General features: G+C 59.5%; 22 protein-coding genes and 1 pseudogene. 7 read left to right on the forward strand and 16 right to left on the reverse strand.

The window, feature by feature from the left end:
* Positions 1-16: 16 nt before the first annotated feature.
* Positions 17-364 (reverse strand): ArsR/SmtB family transcription factor, encoded by a 348-nt coding sequence (locus tag H0193_RS09610; protein WP_070844914.1) that lies wholly within the window; start codon positions 362-364, stop codon positions 17-19.
* Between the two features lie 82 nt (positions 365-446).
* Between H0193_RS09610 and arsB the strand changes: the two genes are divergently transcribed.
* Together arsB and H0193_RS09620 are read left to right on the forward strand one after the other, a co-directional pair.
* Positions 447-1,535, forward strand: a complete 1,089-nt coding sequence (arsB, locus tag H0193_RS09615; protein WP_181889730.1) for an ACR3 family arsenite efflux transporter — start codon at positions 447-449, stop codon at positions 1,533-1,535.
* Complete coding sequence (locus H0193_RS09620) at positions 1,532-1,939, forward strand: arsenate-mycothiol transferase ArsC (RefSeq protein WP_181889731.1); 408 nt, start codon at positions 1,532-1,534, stop codon at positions 1,937-1,939. The genes arsB and H0193_RS09620 overlap by 4 nt, the downstream gene beginning before the upstream one ends.
* 4 nt (positions 1,940-1,943) lie before the next feature.
* Here H0193_RS09620 and H0193_RS09625 read toward each other — a convergent pair whose 3' ends face one another.
* Both H0193_RS09625 and H0193_RS09630 read right to left on the reverse strand, forming a co-directional pair.
* Positions 1,944-2,099: a hypothetical protein gene (locus H0193_RS09625; RefSeq protein WP_181889732.1), complete on the reverse strand. Its 156-nt coding sequence runs from the start codon at positions 2,097-2,099 to the stop codon at positions 1,944-1,946.
* Between the two features lie 84 nt (positions 2,100-2,183).
* Positions 2,184-2,642 (reverse strand): hypothetical protein, encoded by a 459-nt coding sequence (locus tag H0193_RS09630; RefSeq protein ID WP_181889733.1) that lies wholly within the window; start codon positions 2,640-2,642, stop codon positions 2,184-2,186.
* Between the two features lie 866 nt (positions 2,643-3,508).
* Here H0193_RS09630 and H0193_RS09635 point away from each other — a divergent pair.
* On the forward strand, positions 3,509-4,747 hold the full coding sequence (locus H0193_RS09635; protein WP_181890044.1) for an IS256 family transposase: 1,239 nt from the start codon (positions 3,509-3,511) through the stop codon (positions 4,745-4,747).
* Between the two features lie 850 nt (positions 4,748-5,597).
* On the opposite strand, the gene H0193_RS09640 is transcribed toward H0193_RS09635, so the two are convergent.
* The 10 genes and pseudogenes from H0193_RS09640 to H0193_RS09685 all read right to left on the reverse strand — a co-directional run bounded on the left by H0193_RS09640 (position 5,598) and on the right by H0193_RS09685 (position 18,721).
* Entirely contained in the window at positions 5,598-7,685 is a 2,088-nt protein-coding gene (locus H0193_RS09640) for a GmrSD restriction endonuclease domain-containing protein (protein ID WP_181889734.1), read from the reverse strand.
* Between the two features lie 489 nt (positions 7,686-8,174).
* The gene (locus tag H0193_RS09645) at positions 8,175-8,690 is read right to left on the reverse strand and encodes a CPBP family glutamic-type intramembrane protease (protein WP_181889735.1); all 516 of its coding nucleotides are present in this window, start codon (positions 8,688-8,690) and stop codon (positions 8,175-8,177) included.
* A gap of 29 nt (positions 8,691-8,719) precedes the next feature.
* Positions 8,720-9,049: a hypothetical protein gene (locus tag H0193_RS09650; protein ID WP_181889736.1), complete on the reverse strand. Its 330-nt coding sequence runs from the start codon at positions 9,047-9,049 to the stop codon at positions 8,720-8,722.
* Positions 9,050-9,163: 114 nt separating this feature from the next.
* Positions 9,164-9,520 (reverse strand): annotated as a pseudogene (locus tag H0193_RS09655) (transposase); the annotation flags it as partial.
* A gap of 133 nt (positions 9,521-9,653) precedes the next feature.
* Positions 9,654-10,211: an SLATT domain-containing protein gene (locus tag H0193_RS09660; protein WP_181889737.1), complete on the reverse strand. Its 558-nt coding sequence runs from the start codon at positions 10,209-10,211 to the stop codon at positions 9,654-9,656.
* The gene (locus H0193_RS09665; protein ID WP_181889738.1) at positions 10,189-11,082 is read right to left on the reverse strand and encodes an SMODS domain-containing nucleotidyltransferase; all 894 of its coding nucleotides are present in this window, start codon (positions 11,080-11,082) and stop codon (positions 10,189-10,191) included. Before H0193_RS09665 ends, H0193_RS09660 begins: the two co-directional genes overlap by 23 nt.
* 174 nt (positions 11,083-11,256) lie before the next feature.
* A complete protein-coding gene (locus H0193_RS09670; RefSeq protein WP_181889739.1) occupies positions 11,257-12,675 on the reverse strand; it encodes a restriction endonuclease subunit S in 1,419 nt (472 codons plus the stop codon).
* Positions 12,672-14,144 carry a class I SAM-dependent DNA methyltransferase gene (locus tag H0193_RS09675; protein WP_181889740.1) on the reverse strand — a complete coding sequence of 491 codons (1,473 nt, stop codon included), beginning with the start codon at positions 14,142-14,144 and terminating at the stop codon, positions 12,672-12,674. The genes H0193_RS09670 and H0193_RS09675 overlap by 4 nt, the downstream gene beginning before the upstream one ends.
* A gap of 16 nt (positions 14,145-14,160) precedes the next feature.
* Positions 14,161-16,563, reverse strand: coding sequence for an EcoAI/FtnUII family type I restriction enzme subunit R (gene hsdR, locus H0193_RS09680; protein ID WP_181889741.1), 2,403 nt, complete (start codon positions 16,561-16,563; stop codon positions 14,161-14,163).
* Between the two features lie 136 nt (positions 16,564-16,699).
* On the reverse strand, positions 16,700-18,721 hold the full coding sequence (locus tag H0193_RS09685) for an exonuclease domain-containing protein (RefSeq protein ID WP_181889742.1): 2,022 nt from the start codon (positions 18,719-18,721) through the stop codon (positions 16,700-16,702).
* 270 nt (positions 18,722-18,991) lie between these two features.
* Between H0193_RS09685 and H0193_RS09690 the strand changes: the two genes are divergently transcribed.
* From H0193_RS09690 to H0193_RS09700, 3 genes are read left to right on the forward strand one after another with little or no spacing between them, the layout of a single operon-like run.
* The gene (locus H0193_RS09690) at positions 18,992-19,375 is read left to right on the forward strand and encodes a hypothetical protein (RefSeq protein WP_338026645.1); all 384 of its coding nucleotides are present in this window, start codon (positions 18,992-18,994) and stop codon (positions 19,373-19,375) included.
* 48 nt (positions 19,376-19,423) lie between these two features.
* A complete protein-coding gene (locus H0193_RS09695; RefSeq protein ID WP_181889744.1) occupies positions 19,424-19,855 on the forward strand; it encodes a hypothetical protein in 432 nt (143 codons plus the stop codon).
* Positions 19,845-20,063: a hypothetical protein gene (locus tag H0193_RS09700; protein ID WP_181889745.1), complete on the forward strand. Its 219-nt coding sequence runs from the start codon at positions 19,845-19,847 to the stop codon at positions 20,061-20,063. Before H0193_RS09695 ends, H0193_RS09700 begins: the two co-directional genes overlap by 11 nt.
* On the opposite strand, the gene menE is transcribed toward H0193_RS09700, so the two are convergent.
* Positions 20,060-21,199: an o-succinylbenzoate--CoA ligase gene (gene menE / locus H0193_RS09705; protein WP_181889746.1), complete on the reverse strand. Its 1,140-nt coding sequence runs from the start codon at positions 21,197-21,199 to the stop codon at positions 20,060-20,062. The genes H0193_RS09700 and menE overlap by 4 nt on opposite strands.
* Positions 21,196-22,005 carry a YhfC family glutamic-type intramembrane protease gene (locus tag H0193_RS09710; RefSeq protein WP_181889747.1) on the reverse strand — a complete coding sequence of 270 codons (810 nt, stop codon included), beginning with the start codon at positions 22,003-22,005 and terminating at the stop codon, positions 21,196-21,198. The genes menE and H0193_RS09710 overlap by 4 nt, the downstream gene beginning before the upstream one ends.
* Before the next feature lie 275 nt (positions 22,006-22,280).
* On the opposite strand from H0193_RS09710, the gene H0193_RS09715 reads away from it, so the two are divergent.
* Positions 22,281-23,270: a hypothetical protein gene (locus H0193_RS09715; protein ID WP_181889748.1), complete on the forward strand. Its 990-nt coding sequence runs from the start codon at positions 22,281-22,283 to the stop codon at positions 23,268-23,270.
* Between the two features lie 23 nt (positions 23,271-23,293).
* On the opposite strand, the gene H0193_RS09720 is transcribed toward H0193_RS09715, so the two are convergent.
* The gene (locus tag H0193_RS09720; RefSeq protein WP_181889749.1) at positions 23,294-24,226 is read right to left on the reverse strand and encodes a 1,4-dihydroxy-2-naphthoyl-CoA synthase; all 933 of its coding nucleotides are present in this window, start codon (positions 24,224-24,226) and stop codon (positions 23,294-23,296) included.
* Between the last annotated feature and the right edge of the window lie 35 nt (positions 24,227-24,261).

A 24,261-nucleotide genomic window follows, 5' to 3' on the forward strand; every position in this document is an offset into this window, starting at 1 on the left:
TCTCAGCTGGTAAGTCTCAGTCCATCTGCAGCACGGTGCGAAGTTCCGCGAACAGCTCCGGGCGCAGCCGGTGGAGGACCGACCTGCCCAGGCGGCTCTTTTCTAGGAGGCCAGCCTCGGTAAGTTTTTTGAGGTGGTGGGAAACCGTCGGTTGGCTTAGCCCAGAGCGTTGCGTCAGTTCGCTCACGCTCATCGGCTCGCAGCCCTCTTCGGCGAGCCAGGAGAGTAGTTGCAGCCGGCCGGGGTCCGCCAAAACTTTGAACAGGGCCGCGTAACGCGTCGCGTCGTCTGCGGAGAGCAAGCCGGAGCCCAGCGAGCAGCAGTCGAGGCCAGTGTCTGCTGTCGTGGCGACAGAATCTTTCATGCTTCCTACCTTTTCATATTGACAGCGATAAATGTGCCTTTTAGTGTTCGTATTGATAATCGTCAATAGATAAGGATTCCAGATGGAAGACACAACCTCTCAGCCAGTAGAGCGCATGTCATTTCTTGACCGCTTCCTACCGGTGTGGATCATGCTCGCCATGGCGGCGGGCCTCGCCCTCGGCCGCGCAGTGCCGGGGCTTTCGGGCGCACTCGAGTGCCTTGAAGTCGGCGGGATCTCGCTGCCGATCGCGCTCGGCCTGCTTGTGATGATGTACCCGCCGCTGGCCAAGGTGCGCTACGACAAAACCCGCGAGATCGCCACCGACAAACGGCTCATGACCGTATCCATCATTTTGAACTGGATTCTTGGCCCCGCGTTCATGTTCGCGCTCGCGTGGATGTTCCTGCCTAACGAGCCGGAGCTGCGCACCGGCCTGATCATCGTCGGGTTGGCGCGCTGCATCGCCATGGTGCTGGTGTGGTCCGACCTCGCCTGCGCAGACCGGGAAGCCACCGCCGTGCTGGTGGCCATCAACTCGGTGTTCCAGGTGCTCATGTTCGGCGTGCTTGGCTGGTTCTACCTGCAGGTCCTGCCGTCCTGGCTGGGCCTGGAGACCACCTCGGTGGATTTCTCCTTCTGGGCGATCGTCTCCTCCGTGCTCGTCTTTTTGGGCATCCCGCTGCTGGCCGGGCTGCTGTCTCGCATCATCGGTGAGCGCACCAAGGGCCGCGACTGGTACGAAAACACCTTCCTGCCCCGGATCTCCCCGCTGGCGCTGGTCGGCCTGCTGTACACGATCGTGCTGCTGTTTTCCCTGCAGGGCGACCAGATCCTGTCCAGGCCGTTGACTGTGGCCACGGTGGCGCTGCCGCTGCTGTGCTACTTCGTGGGCATGTTCGCCGTGGCACTTGTGGTGGCCAAACTCTCCGGCATGGACTACGCCCAATCCGCCTCGGTGGCGTTTACCGCCGCCGGCAACAACTTCGAGCTCGCCATCGCGGTGGCGATCGGCACCTTCGGCGCCACCTCCGCCCAGGCGCTGGCGGGTACGATTGGCCCGCTCATCGAGATCCCGGTGCTCGTCGGCTTGGTCTACCTCATGCGGGGGATCGGCCCGAAACTGTTCCCCGGTGACCCAACCCTGCCTAACCAAAGGAGCCTTACATGAAGCCCTCAGTCCTGTTCGTCTGCGTCGGCAACGGCGGCAAGTCCCAGATGGCGGCGGCGCTCGCCGAGAAGCACGCGGGTAGCCAGCTCGGCATCCACTCCGCAGGCACCAAACCCGGCACGAAGCTGAACCAAGAATCGGTCGAGGCGATTGCAGAGACTGGCGCCGACATGTCGCACGGCACGCCCAAACCCATCGATCCGGAACTGCTGCGCAGCGTTGATCGCGTCGTGGTGCTCGGCGAAGACGCGCAGGTGGAAATGCCTGACGGCGCCCGCGGCACGCTGGAGCGCTGGCGCACCGACGAACCCTCGCACCGCGGCATCGAGGGCATGGAGCGCATGCGCCTCGTGCGCGACGACATTGACGCCCGTGTGCGTTCGCTTATCGACGAACTCCTGTAGCGCCTTAATACGCCGGGATCATCGGGATTCGCTGCTTGTTGCGGAACCTCGACGCCTGCATGCGCGCCGGCGAGGTGCCGCGGTAGTGGGTGGTGGAGGGGGAGGTTGCGTACTTCGGATTCGTGGACGGTTTGCGGGAGCGTAGCTTCTCGTGCCTCACACCACCGCATTGTGGCACGAATTACACGGTTGTGCTTTGCGAGTGGTTGCTTTCGAAACGCACGGGCCCCAGTCAACGCGTTTGCTACTGCGGCGCATTGACTTTGTATCCCGCATCCGCAAGCAAAAGCACTGCGCGAGGCAAATTGTCCTGGATTACTCGGTCCACTTCTGCGTCGTAGTAACGGTTGCGGTGGGCGCTAAGAGATTCGTACCATCCATCCTCCGTTGCAGCGCCGAATTCTCGGACAAGCAATTCAATTACATCCGTCAGATGCAGCCGGAACTGCGAACCACCCATGGGGAAGTGGATATCTTGTTGCTGTGCTGCGATTTCATATTTTCCTGCTCGGGCCAATAGCAGCCCGAGTGGTACCGAATCGGCATGGAACTGAAAATGTGAAGCGGGTTTGTTTCGAGCGTGCGATTCATACTCGAATCGCACAACCGGCACGGGTTTCTTTCTTGCGCGAACTTCTATTGAACATACTTTTCTCAACTTCGAGCTCGCCTGAGGCTGCCTCATGCCGGAGTAGGTAGTCATAGCGTAGGACAAGGCGGTCACTACCCGAGTGAGCAATTGTTACAGGATATGTTCCCTCGACAATGGCTCGTTCACCATCGGCCAGAACTTCTGCGTTAATCGGGGACGATCCCTCCAAGGTCGTCTCCAGCAATTGGACGGTCATGAGCATTAAATCTCGTACCGCATCTTCGATCCCCCGCGGTGAAGTCACGCTACTCCATACCGGAGCCACATGCAGGCATCGTATCTGTCGAGCAAACGCTCTTCGTCGTACTCGATCGCACCAGCGTCTCGCAGACGGCGAAGGTGATCAACGGTCAGAGGGGCCATCTGTGCCTTCAAATCGGCAAGTTCGCGGTCTAATTCTTCAGTGGTCCTTCGAATCGGCGGTGATACCTCGTTCATGGCACCTCCATTCTTGTTTTGCAGTTTTGGCGTAATAGTTTGGAAAGTAGCACGGCTTTGATTGGTTTAGCAGCGCTTCGATTCGTTATCGCCCCTGGTGAGGACGGATGAGTGATTCGCGCGTCATGGAAGAACGCTCCAGGAAGATTTCGTCGCTCCCGATGCGGAAGTGGCTTATACAGTCAGCATGCGGTAGTGGGTGGTGGAGGGGGAGGTTGCGTACTTCGGATTCGTGGACGGTTTGCGGGAGCGTAGCTTCTCGTGCCTCACACCACCGCATTGTGGCACGAATTACACGGTTGTGCTTTGCGACGATCCTCCGGTAGCCCGCCGCCAGGTGCCCTGCTGAGAGCGGCTTGTGGTTGCGTCCCTTAGTGTGGTGTAACGCTTGCTGATGGTGGGCCCTGGCAGATATAGGGGCGGCCATCGTCAGTAACCTTTCGACTCAACTACCACATCTCACCGAAAGGCACATGACGATGACCGCTGCTCCGCATTCTATCGACCCTGCAACCTATCTGGACGATCTGCTGGCACAGGCCTCCCCGGATCTGATGCGGCAGATGCTGCAAGGGTTTATCAACCAGATCCTCTCCGCCCAAGCTGACACCGTTTGCGGGGCTGAGTATGGTGTCGCTTCTGCCGAGCGGGTCAACCACCGCAACGGGTACCGTCACCGCGACCTTGATACCCGTGTGGGCACGATCGATGTGGCGGTGCCGAAACTGCGCCACGGCGCGTTCTTCCCGGACTGGCTGTTAGAGCGCCGCTCACGGGCCGAACGCGCCTTATCGACTGTGATCGCGACCTGCTACCTCAAAGGGGGTTCCACCCGCAGGATGAATGACCTGGTGGCAACACTTGGGATTGCCAATATGTCGAAATCTCAAGTCTCGCGCATGTCGGAAGAACTCGACGAGATGGTTACAGATTTCAAAAACCGCCCACTCGATCCCGGCGGGTACGCCTACCTGTCGTGCGACGCGCTCACGATCAAAGTCCGTGAAGGCGGCCGGGTGGTCAAATGCTCCGTACTGCTTGCCACTGGGGTCAACGCCGACGGCTACCGCGAAATGCTCGGCATGCATGTCGCCACCGCGGAATCCAACGCATCGTGGAAAGGCTTCTTCCAAGATCTAAAAGCCCGCGGGCTGCGTGGTGTCTATTTGGTCACCAGTGACGCCCACGAAGGCATCCAGCACGCTATCTCCGAAGTGCTGCCTGATGCATCCTGGCAGCGGTGCCGCACCCACTTTGCGAAAAACCTCTACGAGAAAGTCCCGAAAACACAATGGCCGATGGTCTCGGCGATGTTCCAGACAATCTTCCAGCAACCCGATGCCGCATCCACCTGGGGACAAGCCCGCGAGGTAGTTGACCTGTTGGAACCGAAATTCCCGCAGGTTGCGGCGTATCTAGAGGAATCCCTCGATGAGGTGTTGGCGTTTACCGCAGCCCCGAAACCAGTCTGGACGAAAGTCTGGTCAAACAACCCCACCGAAAGGTTAAACCGGGAGATCCGCCGGCGCACCGACGTCATCGGCATCTTCCCGAACCGCGAATCCATCATCCGGCTCGTCGGCGCTGTCCTAGCCGAACAGCACGACGACTGGATCCAGCAAAAACGCTACATGTCACTGTCCGCACTCGAACACACCAAACAACTCATGCACCACTCAGGAGATGATCATGGCGACCATCACCAGCTAACCGCCTAACCACAACCCCGAACTACATACCGAGCCGAAAGCTAGACGGCTACACCACTACACGGGACTTGACCCGGCTTGTTGGTAGGGGTGTTGTGGAACGGTGGTAGGGCTGGATTCCGACTAGGTGGTAGGGCCGGGCGGCTGACCTTGTCGGGGCCAGCGGCCGGGCCTCTCATCCGGTCGACTACGACATGCGTCAAAACCTCGCGCACGCTCAGACAACCGTAGACAGCTAACCTTCACTGACCGGCGAAACCCGACTTCGCTTCTGGGCTCTCGTCGGTCAACCCCCGGCTGCGGTACCAACTAACCGGAAACAGGCAGTACCCCGGATCCGCAACCGCGGTACCAACTACCCGCGCTCAGCAGCGCCAGCACAAGTTGTGCCAACGCCACCTACACAATGACCGAAATCAGGGAGCCCTACCACCTATCCGGAAAACCCCGACCAACTACGCGGATTGCCCCTACCAACTACGCCGAAACGGCACGCCCCACCGAGGCAGCCGGGGCAAACACCGATCGACGCGAGCGGGTAGAGGTTCGTAAAGGTTGACGAGCTGAAAATCTGACCTGGGGCAACTACGGAATCCTTCGCGGGGCTTAACAGGATGCCGGCACCTTATGCGATCCGAAACAGCGCGAGCACCCAACTCCAGGCAATACCTTCGGACTTGGTAGCTACACTGCTGACCCATGCCGACCCGGCAGCACTATCGCCGGTGTCATCTGCGTGGGGATTGGAAGTAGTTATCAACGCTGCTTTCTAAGACTTCACTCCGTCGAGGGAAACGAATCAGATCGGAAAGACGCCGTGCCATGGTCGCATCGCCCCGGCAAAAAGGAAGACAATCGCCTATGAACTAGCAGACAATCTGGAAAGCGGCACCAAGTCATCGCCATCTTGCAAGGCCCAGAACTCTTCGCCCTTGAGGTTCGTTACGCCGAGGAAGTGCGCGGCTTCATCCAGCGAGTCAAAAACGTTGATGCCATCGATGACAAGGTGGCCGTCCTCATTAATGACGGCATCGACAATCCAATCTGGATCAACCGGATCGAGAAGGTCGCCGGATTTCAATAGTTCGGCCTCAAAGAACTCTTGCAGGGTCCTAGACCCGGCACGTTCTTCAACGTCAGACGTAGAAATCACCGGTGCGGAGTCAGCTGTGATGTGTGCGAAAGCACCACGGATAACCTGGGCAATGAGCCTGCGGCGGTTGGAGAGGAACTCGTCGTAGGCCATGTTTTCCCAACCTTCTGGAATGGCGTGCCAGTACATCTGTTGTTTCAGCCATTCCTCGCCCTGCGAGCGCTTCTCGACGAGTTCTTGCCAATAGTCCTTTGGGGCGCGATCTGAAATATGGATGTTGGTAGCCCAATCAGTTGGTGCGAAGTTCGCTACCTGGTTGATACGCTTGAAGTCCGTAATCCCCAAAACCTTTTCCTGGTATTTGCGGGGGAATAGATGGTGTCCCTCTGTGCCTTTAGCCGCGGGTTGGTTGGGATCCATCCAATCACGGACGCGTTCGTTAAGCATGAACAACTTTGCATCCAGGATGTTCAGCGCAGCGAGGTAGCACTGGTAATGTGGCGATAGGGAAGCGCCTGATGTGACTAGGTTCTGCGGTAGATTGAAGCGCCAGTAGTCTTCGGTGAGCTGAGTGTCAATCGTACGGTTAAGCAGCTCTTCGAAGCCCTCCGCGTCGCCTTTGTTCAGCGCAGCAATCTGGTCGAGATCCTTCTGGATTTGGGATTCCGATGAGCCCGTGTAGCGGGCGGTGAGTTGCGACATGAAGAGCCAGCGGGCAACCAGCGCGCGAAGGCGAGCGAGCTCGACACCGAAATCGTTGCGTCCTAGCAAAAAGATGACGTAGGAGTAGATGATATTCATGTGCGAGGTGACGTTCCGGTTCGTTCGGAATCCAGCTGCCTGAATCGACCGGATGAACTCCGTCCAATTGGTGGGATTTACCACGACCGGAAGAGCCTCCTTGAGGAGTCCTAGTTCGCGTTCTTGGCGCTCAGGGTTCACGCGACCGGTGTGTCGTTCCTTTGCCTGAAGGGCGGCGTACGCATCTTGCAGACGGCCTCGCCGCTGCCCGACAGCGACCATCGCGCGCACGATGTGTCCGTTCTCAACGTCAATATACGGGTTGTGAGCCGTCCACCGGATTTCCTTCCCCAATGCGGAGCTCGCATGGGCTGGGGACATACGGGAGTTGCGTGAAAATTCCTCGATTTGCTCACGGCCTTCTGGCCAAAAGACGCTGAGCCACGTCAGAATGTAGTCGTATGCCTTTAGACGAACTCCTTCTGAGTTGATGCGCACGAAGACGTCAGCAACGAGGCGCTTGTCAGCCTCGCTCTGAAGGTGAACGACGTTAAACTGATATTTCTCCAGCCCAGACAGTTTGCTAAAAACCTCATGAACTGCCTCTTTTTCTTCATCGCTGAGAGTTTCGCCAGACTCTTCATACCTCTCGAAAAATGTCTTTGTTGCCTTGTAGGAGCTGGCGAAATAGGTCGAAATGTCTTCGATCCACTCCGGGGATTTAGCAATAGGTGGTGTCCGCACCTCAAACTTCTCACTAAATGGATTGAACGCAATACGGATCTGCTTCTCGTTATAGTTAACGTCCCGGACAGGAAAGCCTTTTATCGCGGCATAAAGACTGGTCAAGCGCTGCTGGCCATCGATAATCTGGTGCTGGCCGATGAAATTCGCGTCACCTGAAATTGATCGAGACTCACCATCGGCAGCAACGTCCCAAAACATAAGCTCGCCTACTGGGTAGCCGCGGTACATCGAATCAAAAAGGTCACGGACCTTCGATGTGGGCCAGACAAATGGCCTCTGGAGATCTGGAAGTTGAATTTTTCCAGAGTGAACGTCATTGACTAGTTGCTGCACTTCCCACGAGACAGTGCGGAAGATGGAGGCCATGGAGAGAGACCTTTCTAAAAAAGAAGAGAAGGAATCGATACGTTTTTAGAGTAGCGTGCACTTCCGAAACCTCAGCGAGTGAGGACGCTGATCTGTTCGAGCGGCAAAACTTGAAGTGCCCCGGGTTTTGTTCCTAAGCATTTGCTTTGATTTCTATTACTTCTTGACCGGGGTGGTGTCAGAAGTTCTTCGATGTAGGCAGTCGGGTCGATATGATTGGGATCAGCGGCGATCGTGGGTTTCTTCCTTTCGAGCAGATGTAGGAGTTGATTCGAAAGGTACCCGCGATGGTCGCTGTATGCGCACCTGCACGAGGCTCACCGCGGGCTACAGATACACCACACTAAAGGACACAACCCTTGGGGCTACCGTAATTCGCAAGTAGGTGGAGGATCCACTTTCGGTGCGTCGTCTGTCGAGCAGGGCATCGGGAGTTAAGGTCGGCATGGCGAAGGAACATAATCATAGCCCGCTTAAGCGGGGGTAAAGCTACCTTGGGCGAGATTTCGAAGCAATACCGCCCGCCCTAGCGATTAACCACCAAATCGCAGCGGTGGCGAGCACAGTCGCGCTTATCGACGCCACCGCATCCACCACCGTCGCCTCTGCCAACCCCGCGACCTTCACATGGAATGGATCGGTTACGAACGAGAGAGTATTCGCCACCGCGTGCACCGCGAGCGCCGCCTCCAATCCGCCCGTTGACCACGTTAAGAAGGCGCCGCAGAGCGCGAAAGCCAGCACGTCGAGCTGGCCGCCCCAACCGTAGTTGTGTACAGACACAAACAGCAGCGCCGGGACCACGTATGCCACCCACGGCGAGCGGGTCCACTGGCCAACCACCTGCACAAGCGAGCCGCGGAATACGAGTTCCTCCGACAGCGCCTGCAGCGGGATGAGTGCAATGAGGATGCACAATGCACCGAACCTCGCCAGGGTAAACCCGCCGTCAGACCCTGCGGTCGCGTTCTCGGGAGCGCGGGCCACCGAGAATGCAAGCTGCACACCAAAGACCACCAGCGCAGGTATCAACGCTATTCCGAAGATGCGCCACCGAAAGCGATGCTCCGTCGACCACAGAGCGGTTGGCGTCGACCGCGTACACGCGCGGCGAGGAACGCAGCTGGGATGGTTGCCGCATACATAGATCCGGCCGCCAGAGCGAGCCAGGGCGTATCTACGAACTCGAAGTCGCCCATGGCTTTTAGTGCAGGGTTGAAGACCTGGTCGGCGGCGTCGAAAAGCGCGAGCATCGCGGCAAAGATTCCGAAAAAGAGCACGAACACAACGACGAACTCCAACAGCGGGCGCCACCACGCGACGTGCCTTGCGCCTTCACGCCCGAGGAGATGATAGGCGGTCATACCTTCAATGTACGCCGGTCAAGTCTTGGGAAGTGGTGTATCTGGCTTTCGAGTATGTGGTTAGTTTCGGGGGTGGGTGCTTGGAGCCGTCTCGGAGGCGGGGTTGAGTAAGTATTAGGCGGCGATTGCCTTGCTGTCGGTGGCAGTGGCGCCGACGAGGTTGGCAGCGATGATCTCCTTGATGTGGGACAGTCTGGCCAGCAACAAGTAGCGTGTTTGCTGAATCCACTCATCGTGTTGTTCCGCAAGGACGGTCCCTACCAGCCGGATGACGGCCTCACGGTTTGGGAAGACCCCGACGACGTCGGTGCGACGTCGGATTTCTCGGTTGAGCCGTTCGGTGGGGTTATTGGACCAGATCTTGGTTCATACCGGTTTCGGTGCAGTAGTAAAAGCTAACAGCTCATCGAATGATTCCTCCAGGTAGTCGGCCACTTGAGGAAACTTCTGCCCGCAGAACCCTACAACCTCACCGGATAAGCGAATGCATATCCGATGCGTCAGCGTTGAGTAGTCCGCCGTCAAGGTATCGCCTGCACCAACGAAGCCAGTGTCAACGGGCATTCCGCCAAAAGGCGTTCGTCACGCCAAATGGTTCCGGAGGTCACTGTCTCAGCCCTTCGGGCAGTAATAGGTTTAGTTCGTCTCGACTGAACTCCCTCAGTCCTTGCTTCTGAAGTCGATCACGCGCAATGTTAAAGCTCTTGTTATCTGTCCTGGGAACGGATGTATAGACCGATTTGGTTTGTTCTACAAGCCTGTCTCTTTCCTTGCGGACTTCCTCATCACTCATCGAGTTGAAGTCAGCCAAACAAGCCAAGTACTGCCGCTGGAGATACCAAAGTTGATCGGCAGCCTTCTGATGGTTTGCTATTTGCGTTCCCAGTTCGAACCGAAAGCTATACGAGTTAAGCGCAAGGAGCGCGAAAGTGAGTAGTCCCGTAGCTACCGTCGCCCATTGCTGCTGCGTCACAAAGATACCAACGATGCCAGCAGTTGAAGCCGCAGAAAGAAAGATTTGGGAAGTTTTGATTCTCCGCTCCGAGCGCGCAAGCCTCGTACGCTGTTCTTCCTGCGCGGCGTGAGAGTAGACCACATTCCCATACTCGTTCTCGAGCTGGGAATACAGCCTGTCGCGTTCAGGACTTCGGGAATCGGTCATCGAAGATCAGCCTCCAAAACTCTGTTGCTTGGCATGCGTCCGTCGCATCAATCGCAGTCTTGGCATTGTCCGCGTAAAGCGCTAGAAGATCCACCATAGGAGGTGGAGCAAATGCGTCAATTCGTCGACGTGTACCCGGAGCTACAACAACGCCACCACGGGCAAACTCGTTCTTCCAGTATTCGAAGAAGTCTCTGGTGTGCCAGTCGAAATATAGGTATGGCAAGTTATCAGCCCACTGGCTCTGTTCCCAGTATTCGAACGCCATTGCGTCCAGTGCCTGCCCGCTGAAGTACCGCCCCTGTTTGTTCCACGCCCTGAGCATCCGGCAAAACTTCTTCAGCCCACCTGGGTGATTCTTGCTCAGGTCATTGAACACTTCCAGCTCACGGCGCGGGTTCATTGTTGACCAAGAGCCGCCGTCATGCGTGTCTGGGTAACGGTACGTGCCGGGCGTTTCCGCCCGAAACACGGGGACTATTTCGAATCGAACTCCATCTGTGAACTCGGCGACGACGACTTGTCCGTCCCCACGCAGCTTGGTTTGGGGATAGGTCGCACTGAGACTTCGTTTCACTTTTTGGAGTAGCTCGGATGGCCCGTTCCCACCAAACAGGGATCGCGTCCAAGCGTTGTTGTATTCACCGGGCGGTAGCTCCACGAGAATATCGATATCACTCGTTGAGATCGCTGTACCGCGACCATATGACCCGGCGTACCAGGAGTGATCTGTGTCTGAGGAAGTTCCCCAAAAGTCCACATTGATGCGCCGTGTGATGGCATGGTATCGATTGCGCACCGCGCTGACTGTCGCCGGAGTCATCCGGAGATTCGCTTCGAATTGTCGAAACAATCGGTTTTCGTCACTCATCGCCTTCTCGCCTCCTGCCAATAGTCGCTGGCGAGCAGAGTATCTGCCCAACGCCCACCCATACCGCTGCAGGCAGTGCAGTCTGATCTTCGAAACCCGAACTTCGCGTCATCTTAGCTGGTGTGAGGACAAGCTCCTTGAAACAACGAAAGCCTCGAATGTGAACCTTGGTGATCACGACACCAGCTCCCCAAGGCCTCGCGCCAGGGGTAGCGCTCGGTCGAGCTTGGCAGCAATGCGCTCCTGCTCATCCACAGGCGGAACTGGAACGGGTACTACTTTCAGCTTCTCGACTGAGAGTCCAGGTTGTGCTGTTGCGGTGGCGTACTGATTCAAGTTCAGTTGCTCTAATGCTATAGCCGCCCAAGTGGAAGATGTATGCCCAAATGTCTCGACTACTACCGCATGCTCAGTCGCGAAAAAGCGCCCCGAAGCCACATTGATATTGCCACAAAGAGCGCCTTGACGACCGATGAGCGGGTAGGTTCCGTCTCTGTTGTAGTCGGCCACGTAACCCCTGATCCCGTTACCTCCGTAGCACGGGTACTCGCCAACTTCAGATATGTTGCCAACGGCGACGTTCTTGCCCGCCTGCATGTTGAACACGCGGCCTAGACGCGACCAAACCCAACTATCTGGAAGGTCAAAGGGCTCGTCCATTTTGTCCACTGGTGGCAGTGGTTTCTGCTTTCTGATTTTGCCCTCCTTTTCGAGTTGCCGGCGTTCGGTTCTGATGGTTTCGAGGAGTTCTTCTGCGGTGCCGTCGTCTGGGCGTTGGTCGGTGAGCTTGCCGCTGGTGGCGGCTTGAAGGATCGCGCGTTCGATTGCTTTGGCGAACTCGCGGTCTAGATGCTCTCTCTCTCTCTCGAGTTCAGCAAGTTGATCGATGAGCGGCAGAACCTCATCAAGTTTAGCGATGATGCGCTCCTGCTCCATTGGCGGAGGCAACGGGATCGGAAGATTCGCAATACTCTCGGAATTGAGCGTGTTGCCTTTGATTGCCGCTTTGGAATCACCCAATTGCGAAAGCAGAGGAAGCGCATGTGACAGATAGGTGCTGAACGACTCACCTGCTGACATAGCAGGGAATATCGAGACGATAGCTTCGTTATGAACGGCATCTCGACCCAGGAAACTGCAACGTCCGATGGTCAGTTTGAAGCTCATGATGAGAGTACCCGCTGGAGAGGGCTGTCCACCAAAGCACTCGGCAATGGCAGCGGCACTGACACCTTCCTTCGTTGACGCAATTGATCCACCCTGCGTCATATCTGAAATCGATACCCACGGAACTTCCGAAGGCGACCAGAACTTGGGTTCGGCTCTCTTTGGGGTCTTCCCAATCCGAAATTGATTGACATCTTGGAAACGCACCCACTCCCAGCTAGTCGGAATTGCAAACGGCTGGCTTTGCTCGGTCACGGGCCGGAGAGCCTTCTGCTTCTGGAGTTTCTTCGCTTTGACCAGTGCGGCGCGTTCTGTCTTAATCTGTTCAAGGAGTTCTGTGGCGGTGCCATCTTCTGTTCGTTGGTCGGTGAGTTTGCCGCTGATGGCGGCTTGGAGGATGGCGGCACGGAGGCGGTCGGCGATCATTCGGTCACCGCCAGGAGCGCTTCGATTTGGGCGATCTTGGCGTCGATTTGCGCGTCGAGTTCGGCTCGTTTGGTCTTGTAATCAGCGATTGTTTCTTCTGGGCTGAGCACGACGGTTGTTCGTTGCGGGAAGCCGCAGAGGTCAAGGTTGTAGCCGCCCGCGGTGAGTTGTTCGACGGTGAAACGTTGGGCCTTGGGGTTGCCGTCTGCGTCTTCGATCTCTCGGCGATCCATCCACCACTCAGCGGCGTCGGCCAGGTGTTCCCTCAGCATTGGTCTGGTCTTGGAAAACGCTTTGTATCCTTCGGGGAGGTCTACTCGGTAGTACCAGGTCTCCTTGGTTGTACCTGTGTTGTCGAAGAACAGGAGGTTGGTGGCGATTGAGGTGTAGGGCGAGAACACAGAGCCCGGCAGGCGAATGATGGTGTGGAGGTTGAACTCCTTGAGGAGCCGTTCCTTCAGTGCGAGTTTTGCGCCGTCGTTGCCGAAGAGGAACCCGTCGGGCAGTACGACCCCGGCTCTTCCGTGTCGTTTGAGCCGGTAGGTGATGAGCGCGATGAATAGGTCTGCGGTTTCAGAGGAACGGAAGGCTTGCGGGAAGTTCGCTTTGACCGATTCTTGCTCGGTGCCGCCGTAGGGCGGGTTCATGGTGACGACGTCGAACTTCTCGCTGTCTTTGAAGTCGCGCACGTTGCGTTCGAGTGAGTTGCCGTGAATGAACTGGGGCTGGTCGACGTCGTGTAACAGTAGGTTTGTCACGCCAAGTAGGTACGGCATTGGCTTCTTCTCAATGCCGTAAACGCTGGAGCGGTATGCCTCGCGGTCTTCGACGCTTTCGACCTGTTCGTTGAGGTGTTTGAGCGTTGAGGTGAGAAACCCGGCTGTTCCGGCTGCGAAGTCCGCGACGGTCTCTCCGAGCCTGGGGTTGATCATTTCGATCATGAAGTCGGTGACCGCGCGCGGCGTGTAGTACTCACCTGAGCTGCCCGCGCTTTGGAGTTCTTTCAGCAAGGTCTCGTAGATCTCACCAAAAGCATGCCGTTCTGTATAGTCCTCGAAGTCAATCTCGTCGATCAGGTTAACGAGTTGACGGATGAGGATGCCGTCCTTCATGTACTGGTTCGAATCCTCGAACACTGCTCGAACCACGGATTGACTGAGCGGCGTCGATGCGGTGATCGGCAGCGATTTGAGGACTGGGAAGAGTTCAGTGTTGAGGAACGTCAGCAGTTCCTCACCGGTCTTGGAGCGTCCGTCTTTTCGGTCGGGTGCCCAAGATCGCCAGCGGAGATGTTTGGGGATGATCGACTGGTAGGCGGGGTTGTGGAACTCCCAGTCGGCTTCTTTCGCGTCGTAGACCTTAAGGAACAACAGCCAGGTGAGTTGGGCGATGCGTTGGGCGTCGCCGTCGACCCCGGCGTCTCCGCGCATGATCTTGCGGGAGGTTGAAATGAACGAGTTCAGGCTCATTGGCTACTTGTGCTCCTTATGCAGCTTCGTAGAGGGCGTCTTCGAGTTCACGAATGGCCTGGAGGTAGGCGTCGCGTCCTCCGAAGAGGCGAGCAATTTTCTGCGGTGACCCGTACTGGGTGAATGGGTCAACGCTGAGGATTCTGGTTGTTTCGATTTCAGATATACCGATATCTGCGTACTTATCCAAGAGCGCTTCCAAGACTTCGCGGCACGTGTCTGAGTATTTGTGGAGGTAACCGCGCTTCTTGACGTGATCGATACGCTCTTGTTTGGTCAGTGGAGGCTTGTCGAAGGCAACGTGGAGGATTAGGTCGAAATCGTCAACGTCGAAGAACCTACCATCAGCTTCTTCGCGTATCGCCTCAAGGAAGACGCCACGGCTGCTGAGCTGGCCGATGAGTTCGTCCTTTCGCTCGGCCTGCGACCAAGCGGTAAGGAACGAGTCGAGGCTGGAGTACGTGTTCAGCAATGACCGCTTCGAGAAGTCGCGGATCGATTCGGTCACGAGCTTGCCGGTGACGGGATCGACGTACTGGACGCGCTCGTTGAGCAGTTTGACTTCGACACCGCGAACTCGCACCTTGCCTTGCTTTTCAGGGTCTGTGTCGTCGATCCAAGGCGGATCGCAGATGATCACATCATCTGGGCCGAAGTCCTCGATGTCATCTTCAGACCCGGGGTTTTCCACGGTTTCGTCGTCTTCTGGCCATTCGGGTTCGGGGATCTCGTCGTCATCTCCAGGCTCGGGCAAAGGCATGTCTATGCTGCCTGCTGGGTTGCCGTCGAAATCCGGGTCGGCGAAGAGTCGGGTCGATCCACGGAAGTCCATGATCGTGAAGAACTCTTTGCCATGCTCAGGATCGAGCCGGGTGCCGCGTCCGACGATCTGTTTGAACTCCGTCATTGACCCAATGTTGGACTCCAAGACGATGAGCTTGATCGTTTTGACGTTGACGCCTGTGGTGAGCAGTTTCGATGTAGTCACCAGTGTCGGGTACTGCTCGTTGACGTCAGCGAAGTTGTCGAGCTGACCCTTGCCTTCTTTATCATCCCCGGTGATCTTCATGACGTACCGGTAGTCCTCGATGACCCGTTCAAGGTTCTCGTTCGCTAGAGCTTGGCGCATTCGTTCAGCATGCTCAATATCGACGCAGAAGACGATGGTCTTCGAATCGGTGCCGTACCTCTCGAGCCAGGACGTCACGTACTTGGCAACCATCTGGGTGCGCTCATCAATGATGAGGTTACGGTCGTAGTCCTTGACGTTGTACTCGCGATCCTCAACTTCGTTGCCATCAACGTCGACTTGCCCCTCGAACGGTCGCCAGTTTTCCAAGTCGACGTCCAAGCCAACACGGATCACCTTGTACGGAGCGAGGAAGCCATCCTCGATTCCCTGTTTCAAACTGTAGGTGTAGACAGGCTCACCGAAGTAGTCGATGTTCGACACTTCCTTGGTTTCTTTCGGTGTTGCCGTCATACCAATGTGGATGGCGCTAGAGAAATAGTCGAGGACACGTCGCCACAGCGATTCTTCGCGTGCCGATCCACGGTGACACTCGTCAATGATGACGAGGTCGAAGAACTCTGGTTTGAACTGCCGGAATGGTTCTTCACCCTCCTCACCAGTGAGCTGTTGATACAGGCTCATGTAAACCTCGTAAGAGGAATCCAAGTGCTTGCCTTTGACCTTGGTGATGCGGCCAGAGAGTGGCTCGAAGTCGCCGGTGATGGTCTGATCGATCAGCACGTTGCGATCGGCAAGGTACAGTACCCGTTTCACTGTTCTAGCTTTGAGGAGCCGCCAAATAATCTGAAAGGCCGTGAATGTCTTGCCGGTGCCGGTGGCCATCACCAGGAGTAGACGGCGGTCGCCGTGTGCGATGGCTTCCAGCGTGCGGTCTACCGCTACCTGCTGGTAATAGCGAGCTTCTTGCGGTTTGAACGGGTCAACATGGTATGGCTCAGCGATCAGTGCCGCACCCTGAGCGTCAAGTCCTTTGCCAACCAGATAGCGTTGCCACAACTCATCCTCGGTAGGGAACTCATCCAAGCCGATCTCTCGCTCAACGCCGGTGAAGAAGTCGTGCTCGATGAAGCCCTTGCCGTTTGACGAGTAGGCGAACGGGGCGTCAAGCTTCGCGGCATAACCTAGTGCCTGCTGCAGACCTGCACGGACAGTATGCTCCATGACCTTGGCTTCAACAACCGCAAGCGGCTTACGCGACTTCGAACCAAGCAGCACGTAATCCGCTTTGCTGATCTCGCCCCGTTTGGTCTTGGTACCTTGAACAATGACCTGGCCAGGAGCGATGACAAGCTCCATACGAAGTTGCTCTTTACGCCAACCAGCCGTCTCTGTGATCGCAGGTGTAATGAACCTGATTTTGACGTCCTCTTCAGTGAGCTTTTGCATCGTCATCTCCCTTCTCAAAGGCGATTCCGTACTTGCCCTGGGGCTGGTTCTCACGGAGCTGATCGAGGACTTCGCTGAAGGAGGACATGGGCATCATTTTGCCCGTAAACCTCAGCTGTTTTGGCTTAAGGGGTGTCTATTTCCCCCTGATGAGGTTGATCAGCGCCATCACACCCGAGATCGCCGCGGTGAGGCCGGCTAGCAAGAACCCGAGTGCGAACACTCCGGCGATGAACGACTTCGCGTCGGGGTCGAAAGTCTCGATGCAAAGCCCGAACAGGAAAAAGCACAGCACACCGAGGCCCGCAGACCACTTAAACACCTTGGAAGCCTTTGGGCGTTTGACTGGCGTGGGCGCCGGGTCCATCAGAGCAGGGGTGTTCCAAGACGACTGCAACGGCGCCGGGGTGTAGCGCGGGGCGTTCGCGGCGGTAAGGAGTTCTTCCGGGGTGGGGTCGACGGGGCTGCTTGCGGTTTGGCGGGGCTGCGCTTGCGTAGGGGCGGACGGTTCGGGGATTGGCCTCGGGGTGATTGCGGTGCTGCCAGCTGTGCGCTCGGGGGCGGGCTCGGGAGTGGCATTCTCGGTGGAGTCGTCCACAATGCCGTCGGCTGCGAGGCCCACCACCATCTCCACCAGTTGGCTGCGGCGCTTCGGGCCTACGCCGGGGAGTTGGAGCAGGTCGTCTGCGCTGACTTGCAGCATCTCGGGGTGCTCCAGGCTCCACACCGCGAGGTAACGGTCGATGCCCCTGCCGGTGGCTTCCGGGACGTGGTGGGGTTGGAGGTTGTCCGCCATCTCGTGCAGCGGGCGGTTCGGGTGCAGCGCGATCCACGCTGCTGCGATGCGGGATGTGGACGTGCCTGTCGTTTGAACTTGCTGCGGGGAGAGCCAGGAGAACTGTGCTGTGGACTGCTCCAACGCTGCGGGTTGCTCCGACACCGCTGGTTGCACTGAAACGGCTTCGTGATCGATCGTGCTCAGTAGCTGTGCGAACTTCGTCTCGCCGACGATTGGAATGCCGTACTTTCGCGCCTTTTGAGCCTTGCCGCTCATGGAGTCGGGGTTGGCGGCGACCAGCAGGGCACACTTCTTTGTCACTTGGCCTATGTGCAGGCCGGCGGCGGTGGCGCGGCGCACCCACTCTTCCTGCGGAATGTCCATCGCGCCAGTGAGCGCGATGTGATCGCCCAGCTGGAGGGTGAATTGGGCGGGGGCGGTGCCGGCCTGTGGTTCGTCGAGGAGCGACTGCACAAAAGCGAAGTCCACGCTGAGCGCGTCGGCAATGGCGAGCAGCTCGGCGCGCTCGCCATCGGTGATGACGCCGTCGGACCAGGCATCGACGGCGAGCTGGCGCGTGAATTCCTCATTGATCGCATCCACATCGTCCGCGTCCAGACCAGAGGCGATCGCGGTTTGTTCCAGTTGGCGCATTTCGGTGCGGGAAATGTGGCGGTCTACAAGCGCACGGGTTAGCTCATCGCGGTACGCGTCCTCATCCCTTGCACCGCTTGCGGGCAGGGCGTGAGAGAGCTGGCCGGACCAGGAGGATTCGGCACCGCGTGGTAGGACGCGGCATTCCGCGGTCGGGGCGGGGAACGTTGCCGTCGGGTAGCCCGACACATCGGCGCCGCAGTGGAAGTGGAGGTGATGGAGCAACTCCGCGGTTGCCTGCGCGTCGGCGAGGGCCGAGTGCGCTTGGGGGTTGTGGATGCGGGTGGCCGTGAGGGCGTCGCTGAGCTTCGCGCAGCCCAAGTGCTGTTTGGCCAGCGCCATCGTGTCCAGCCAGGGTTGGCAGAGACCGTTGTGCGCATGCGCGCGGTTGAACTCGTTGGTGAGGAAACGGTGCTCGAACGGCGCATTGTGCGCCACCAGGACGCGGCCGTCGAGCAAGGAGCCGAGGTACGCGGCGACGTCGCGGAACGTGGGCGCGTCCACAACATCGGTCGCGGTGATCTTGTGGATGTGGCTGTTGGGAATATCGCGACTGGGCTGGATCAGTGTCTCCCACGTGCGCTCCACGGTGAGGTCGGGCCGAAGCAGGACCACGCCGATTTCCACGATGCGGCAGGCGTTGCTGACCCCTGTGGTCTCGAGATCCACCACCGCGAACCCGGTGTCGTGGGTGGTGAGGTTTGGGTGCCCGGTCTGCGGGTCCATCGTGGCTCCTTGTTCTGTGCGGCTTTGCGCTGCTTGTTGGTGACTGCCTAGCAGAGTAGGACACGGGCCGACACGCGGTGAGGGTTGTCGGACGGGTGTTCGGCTGGGGTCGGTGCGTCTAAAAGGCGAAGGGTGGAATTGGTTGTCAACATGAGGATGACAGACGAGTGCCGGAGGGGGTTGAACAATGAAGCGTTATGCAGTAATCAAGAAGCTGCGAACGGAAGCGTGTGACTTAGGAAAAGGGTGGTGGCGATGAAGGCGTTCACGGTGACCGCAGAGCGTGGGCGCAGCGGCGCATGGGTGCTGGAATGCGACGAACTTGGGGTGGTTTCGCAGGCCCGGAGGCTCGACCGCGCGGAGGGTGAGGTCGCTGAGGCGATCGCATTTCAATCTGGGTTGCAACCGGGCGAGTTTAAGATCGAGGTCGTGCCGATCCTCCCCGCTGAAGTCGAGACGCTGCGCCAGCGTGCCGACGACCTCGGCGTGAAGGCGAAAGCCGCGTCGGAAGAAGCTGCGGCTGCGAGGGCTGCGTTGGCGCGAAAGTTGAAAGACGAGGGCTTCACACTCCGCGAGATGGGGCAGGTGCTCGGGGTGTCGTACCAGCGGGCGTCGGAGTTGGCGGCGGGGGAGGGGACCGGAGGGCGTCGATAGGTAAAAGCTCCACGGAACCGGCGGCGGGTTCGCTGCGTCTAAAGAAACATGAAGAACTCGGGAGTGATCGCTTGGCTGTTCACTGGACTGGCGGCGACTGTGGCGGTCGCGTATGCGGTGGTGCTGGCCTTGGGGCCGCCGAACATGACCGCAACGGTGCTGGACTTTTCCGCGAAAGTGATTGGGCCACTGGGAGCTGCGCTGATCGCGTGGGCGGGTGTCTCACACACGGTGGCGAACTCGCGACTGCAGGACACGGCGAAGGAATGGCATCAAGATCTGCGGTGGGCGACGGAGCTGTGTTTAACGGGCGAGCCGAAACGGATCGGTATAGGTATTGCGCTGCTTGATGAGCTGGACGATCGTCGATTTCTGGACCATGAGCAGGTTAGAATGGTCAGCAGAATAACGGACGAAGTGCTTCAAAACATCCTCGCGGAAGGGCCTGATGGAGAATGGAGCGGCGAAGATGCGGTATAGCTACAAGGAAATCAAGTCTCTAGACGGACTGCGCCTCAAGCGTCCGCCGCACCAGGGGGAGATCGCGGCTGCGCACTTAGTGATCAAGCAGATTAACGAAGGGAAGCGCCCGGGCGAAGAGATCACGCCGTTTCTCCGGTGGGTGGCTGACTACGGCTCGCCGGGCTTCCAGGTCGCGCCCGTGGTCATTGAGAACCCGAACAGCTAAAACAGCTCCTTGACGGCCGCGCGGTCCACCTTGCCCGGGCCGAGCTGCGGCAACGCCGCCACCGACTTGAGCTCCTTGGGGAGCTGCCAGTGCGCGATGCGGCCGGAGTCCTCGGCGTCGGCGAGCGCGTCGAGGATATCGGGCACTGTCGCGGAGCCGGTGTAGGCGGCGCAGATGCGCTGGCCGAAGCGGTCGTCGTCTTTGCCGATGACGGTGGCGGCGGTGACGCCGTCGATACGCAAAAGCTCTTCTTCTAGCACCTCGGGGTGGAGCTTGAGGCCGCCGGAGGAGATGACGTTGTCGGTGCGGCCGAGGACCGTGAGCACGCCGCTGTTGAGCTCGCCGGCGTCGGAGGTGCGGAACCAGCCGCCGGCGAGATCGGGGGAGTCGAAGTTGTGGTAGCCGCGGGCGACCATGGGACCGCCGAGGTGGATGCGCCCGTCCTGGATTTTCACGCGGGCTCCGGCGATGGGGCGGCCGTCGTAGACGCAGCCGCCGGAGGTTTCGCTGGAGCCGTAGGTGGTGACCACGTTGATGCGCAGCTTCTTAGCGGAGTCGAGCAGGCGCGGGTTGGTGGCTGCGCCGCCGACGAGGACCGCGCTGAAGGTTCGCAGCGCGTCGATGCCCTTGAGCGTGGAGGTGGCCTTGGCCAGCTGCATCGGGGTCAGGGCAGTGTAGGTGCGCTCGCCGGTTTGGGCGAGCTCGTGGGCGCGGGCGGCAAACTCCGCGACGTTGAAGCCGCGGGTCAGGTCAATGAACGCGGGCTCGACGCCGGCGACCATGCTGCGGACGAGGACTTGCAGGCCGGCGATGTAGGCGGTGGGCATGGCCAGTAGCCATTGGCCTTCGCCGCCGAGCGCCTGGTGGGTCGCGTCCGCGCTGGAGATCAAGTTCGCCGGGGTGAGCATCGCGCCCTTCGGCTTGCCAGTGGAGCCGGAGGTGGACACGACCAGGGCGATGTCGTCGTCGATGGGCGCGCCGGGTTTCAGCGTGTTGCGCAGCAGGTTCGTGCGCGCCGGGTCGTTCGCAGGCACAGGCAGCAGCGTGCGCTGGCCGGTCAGGGCCTCTTCCAGCGCGGGGATAATCGCCAGCGGGTTGGCGGGGTCGACGGGGAGAAGTTCCAGCAGGTGGGTCACTTGGCGGGCGTTTCGTTGTCGAGGGGGTTGGTGGGAGTGGTGCGGGCGAAGGTCTTGCGCGACAGCGGGCCGTCGATAGTTGCCCACAGCCCCGCGGCTGTGATTGCGGTGAGCAGCGCGTACATCACCGGCGCGCTGTGGGGCGCGATGAGCACGGCAACGGCGTTGAACCCAATGTGGCACACAACCGCCAGCGCCCAGAGCTGCCAGCGGCGCTCGCGCACCGCGCGCAGCACGATCAGGGTAAACACCACGTGTGCGGCGATCGCGAGCGCTCGTTCGTACCAGCTTGCGGCGATCATTCCCAAGCCGATGTTCTGCAGCGCCTCAATCTGGTCTGCAATGGCCTGCGCGGTGGCGGGGTCGTCGTTTCCGGTGGCCTGCGCCTTGATTGCGTCGCCGGTGGTCAGCAGCATGAGGTTGCCGACGAACAGGTTGGCAAAGAGCAGCAGCGCCTCTATGCCGCCGTGGCCCAGGCCGAAGCCGACGCCGTCGTTCCACTCGCGGGTGTTCGTGTCCCAGAAACGCAGCACGATCCAGCGGGCGGTCTCCTCGAACAAACCGGAGGTGACCAGGAACAGTGCCGTGGTCAGGGCAGTGGCCGTTGCTGGATCGAATGTCTTGCTGAACAGGAACTGCAGCGGGATCACCAACGCAAACCTGGCCACCTGGGACAAAGGGAACGCCAGTGTGCCCCAGCCCAGCGACGCCCACCTGAAGCCGAGCCTGCGTTTTGCCACAAACCACGCGGCCAGCACGAGAGCGGCCAAGCCGACGAATTGCAGAATGAGAAGGCCCATCGTCATGGCAGAAACGATACCGCTGCAGTCGTGGCGGGTCGCGGTGGGCGGTGCGACGGGGCGGATCGGCGGGGCGGATAAACGGGCGTTTGCGGCGAGGTCGATACCTTGATGTCGATAGTTGCTGGTCACAGCGTTTCGCCGATTTTGAGCCGAAAACACTCCCGACGCGCTGACCTGGAACTATCGACCTGGAAGTATCGACATCGAGCTATCGACCTGGCTAGGCCCGCTCCTGGTCACCTGTAACGCAGATCTCACTTGCCACCGATAAAACAGACATGAGGAAGATCATCGCACCGGCCGTCGCTGCGGCGACCGCCCTAACACTCACCGTCCCTGTCACTGCTACCGCCGCCACCTTGACCCCGTTTACCAAGGACGGCACCAACTACTGCCGCGTCACGCTCAACGACGTCGAGCGCGGCCCCGCCAACCAAGCCGAACGCGCCGCGAAAACGCTCACGCACGGCATGTACGCCACCTCGGTCGTCGAGGCATTCGAGGCAACATTCCCGGAGCTGAAGAAGCTTGGCGACGATTACGTGGCCGAGCCGGACGTCGTCAAGCATTTGCGCCTGCTGCGGGACGACAAAACACCCGAGGACGACATCCGTGCCGACGCCCGCGCCGCCGCGAAGGAAAAGCTGGCGCCGCTGGGTCTGCACGGCACCGACGCCGACTTCTACCTGGATATGAAGGAAGGCTCCCAGATCCCGCTCGGTCCGGCCGGCCGCGCGCTGAAGGGCAACGCCGACTGGTTCGTGGGCATCGACGGCGGGGTGCCGAAGGTGCAGCCGCTCGGCGACGACTACGCGTTCGGCCGCACCGGCCAGAACACCGCGCAGTGGCTGCGCCACGTGGAAGGCTGGCAGCGCGACGCGTTCGCCGCGAACATGAAAAAGACCTACTTCGGCCAGGTGCAGGACACGTTGGAAAGCTCGTACTACTACGCGCTCGAGGAGGCCAAGACCTGCCACGACGGCACCAGCCACGTCATCTTCCCCATGCAGGATCTGAAGCTGCCGAAGGCGCCGGAACTGGCCAACGCCGACTTGGGCGATACCGCGCCTGAGCCGGTTCCAGCCCCGAAGGACCCGGAGGAGAAGCCGGACACCAACGCCCCGGAGACCTTCGACGCCAAGTTGGCCAAGATCTTGGGCATCGTCGCCGCGGTGTTGACGGCACTGGGCGCGCTGTTCGGCCTGCTGCAGAACATGGGCGTCAAGGGCCTGCCCGCCATTCCGCAGATTCCGGGGTTGACCAAGTAACTAGCCGGCGCAGCCTCGCAGCGCTAGTAGTAGAACGGGAACTCGTCCCAGCGCGGCGGGCGCTTTTCCAAAAACGAGTCGCGGCCCTCGACGGCCTCGTCGGTCATGTACGCCAGGCGGGTGGCCTCGCCGGCGAAGACTTGCTGGCCCATCAGGCCGTCGTCGACAAGGTTGAACGCGAATTTCAGCATGCGCTGCGCGGTGGGGGACTTGCCGTTGATTTCGCGGGCGACCTGGATCGCCTCGTCCTCAAGCGAGGCGTGCGGCGCGACGATGTTCACCGCGCCCATGCGCTGCATCTCCTCCGCGGTGTAGGTGCGGCCGAGGAAGAAGATCTCGCGCGCGAACTTCTGGCCCACCATCTTGGCCAAATACGCCGAGCCGTAGCCGGCGTCGAAGGACCCCACGTCCGCGTCGGTCTGCTTGAAGCGGGCTTCCTCGCGCGAGGCGATGGTCATGTCGCACACCACGTGCAGCGAGTGCCCGCCGCCGGCCGCCCAGCCGTTCACCACGGCGATGACCACCTTCGGCATCGTGCGGATCAAACGCTGGACCTCCAGGATGTGCAGGCGCCCGCCCTCGGCCTTCACGCGCGCTTCATCGACGGTCTCCGCAGTCTCGCCGCCTGCGTACTGGTAGCCGGAGCGGCCCCGGATGCGCTGGTCGCCGCCGGAGCAAAACGCCCAGCCGCCGTCCTTTTCCGATGGCCCGTTGCCGGTCAGCAGCACCACGCCTACCGACGGATCGCGCCGGGCGTGATCCAACGCCTGGTAGAGCTCGTCAACGGTGTGGGGGCGAAACGCGTTGCGCACCTCGGGCCGGTCGAACGCGATGCGCACGGTGCCGTCGGCACGCGTGTCGCCCACGTGGCGGTGGTAGGTGATGTCCGTGAAATCAAAGCCCTCGACCTCGCGCCACTGGCTGGGGTCGAAGGGCTGGGCGGTGGAGTACTGCATGGGGGTAATCGTACCCATACACCCCTTTTAGTTAG

The organism is Corynebacterium haematomassiliense (assembly GCF_013978595.1).
GTDB lineage: Bacteria > Actinomycetota > Actinomycetes > Mycobacteriales > Mycobacteriaceae > Corynebacterium > Corynebacterium lehmanniae.

Excerpts from the sequence above, each read along its gene's own strand:
- H0193_RS09710 (WP_181889747.1), bottom strand. The coding sequence starts at position 22,005 with ATGACGATGGGCCTTCTCATTCTGCAATTCGTCGGCTTGGCCGCTCTC.
- H0193_RS09665 (WP_181889738.1), bottom strand. The coding sequence starts at position 11,082 with ATGAGTGACGAAAACCGATTGTTTCGACAATTCGAAGCGAATCTCCGG.
- H0193_RS09640 (WP_181889734.1), bottom strand. The coding sequence starts at position 7,685 with ATGGCCTCCATCTTCCGCACTGTCTCGTGGGAAGTGCAGCAACTAGTC.
- H0193_RS09700 (WP_181889745.1), top strand. The coding sequence starts at position 19,845 with ATGCGGTATAGCTACAAGGAAATCAAGTCTCTAGACGGACTGCGCCTC.
- H0193_RS09670 (WP_181889739.1), bottom strand. The coding sequence starts at position 12,675 with ATGATCGCCGACCGCCTCCGTGCCGCCATCCTCCAAGCCGCCATCAGC.
- H0193_RS09660 (WP_181889737.1), bottom strand. The coding sequence starts at position 10,211 with ATGACCGATTCCCGAAGTCCTGAACGCGACAGGCTGTATTCCCAGCTC.
- H0193_RS09720 (WP_181889749.1), bottom strand. The coding sequence starts at position 24,226 with ATGCAGTACTCCACCGCCCAGCCCTTCGACCCCAGCCAGTGGCGCGAG.
- H0193_RS09715 (WP_181889748.1), top strand. The coding sequence starts at position 22,281 with ATGAGGAAGATCATCGCACCGGCCGTCGCTGCGGCGACCGCCCTAACA.
- H0193_RS09610 (WP_070844914.1), bottom strand. The coding sequence starts at position 364 with ATGAAAGATTCTGTCGCCACGACAGCAGACACTGGCCTCGACTGCTGC.
- H0193_RS09685 (WP_181889742.1), bottom strand. The coding sequence starts at position 18,721 with ATGGACCCGCAGACCGGGCACCCAAACCTCACCACCCACGACACCGGG.
- H0193_RS09650 (WP_181889736.1), bottom strand. The coding sequence starts at position 9,049 with ATGACCGCCTATCATCTCCTCGGGCGTGAAGGCGCAAGGCACGTCGCG.
- H0193_RS09635 (WP_181890044.1), top strand. The coding sequence starts at position 3,509 with ATGACCGCTGCTCCGCATTCTATCGACCCTGCAACCTATCTGGACGAT.
- H0193_RS09695 (WP_181889744.1), top strand. The coding sequence starts at position 19,424 with ATGAAGAACTCGGGAGTGATCGCTTGGCTGTTCACTGGACTGGCGGCG.
- hsdR (WP_181889741.1), bottom strand. The coding sequence starts at position 16,563 with ATGCAAAAGCTCACTGAAGAGGACGTCAAAATCAGGTTCATTACACCT.
- arsB (WP_181889730.1), top strand. The coding sequence starts at position 447 with ATGGAAGACACAACCTCTCAGCCAGTAGAGCGCATGTCATTTCTTGAC.
- H0193_RS09630 (WP_181889733.1), bottom strand. The coding sequence starts at position 2,642 with ATGACTACCTACTCCGGCATGAGGCAGCCTCAGGCGAGCTCGAAGTTG.
- H0193_RS09620 (WP_181889731.1), top strand. The coding sequence starts at position 1,532 with ATGAAGCCCTCAGTCCTGTTCGTCTGCGTCGGCAACGGCGGCAAGTCC.
- H0193_RS09675 (WP_181889740.1), bottom strand. The coding sequence starts at position 14,144 with ATGAGCCTGAACTCGTTCATTTCAACCTCCCGCAAGATCATGCGCGGA.